The organism is Bradyrhizobium sp. Ce-3, assembly GCF_022835695.1.
Classification (GTDB): domain Bacteria; phylum Pseudomonadota; class Alphaproteobacteria; order Rhizobiales; family Xanthobacteraceae; genus Bradyrhizobium.
On record NZ_BQUV01000024.1, the window covers coordinates 1 to 536 of the forward strand.

Annotated in this window: 1 protein-coding gene; it reads left to right on the plus strand. The window is 60.6% G+C overall.

All coding sequences use genetic code 11. The features are described 5' to 3' along the window. Window positions 1-536, plus strand: a 536-nt coding sequence (locus BRSPCE3_RS35655) for a hypothetical protein (protein WP_244071790.1), incomplete at both ends; no start/stop codon positions are given.

The window sequence follows — 536 nt, forward strand, 5'->3', positions numbered from 1 at the left end:
CTTTTTCCCAGATCCCATCGAAAATCCTCGCCCCCCTCGGCGGTGTCACGGGCTTCATCTCGCTCCTGGCCGGGTGGAGTGCCAGGACCGTTCCGAATCCGCAGCAGGCAAGCCCGGCCGGACCCCTGGGAGTCCTTGCCGATAAAGCCCTGGTGCTGGCCGCGGCGCTGTTTTTATCCCTTTTCGCCGCCGTCCTGTCCCTGGGAGCCGGCGCCTGCATCGACTGGCTCTGCACTGCAATGCACATCGAAAGAAACGTACCGGGTGCGGAGAGTCCCCCACCCTACAACCTCTACGGCCACATGGACACCATCCACTACACGCCGTGGTGGCTGGTCGTGGGATTGCTGGTGGCCGCTGCATTGTTGGGACTCTTCATGGCCTGCTTCATCAATTCCAACAAGTTTTCGCTCCATGCAATGTACCGAAACCGGTTGATCCGCGCCTACCTCGGGGCGTCTCGGAAAGGGAGCCTCCGCGATCCGAATCCATTCACTGGATTCGATCCCATGGACAACATGCAGATGTGCGAACTG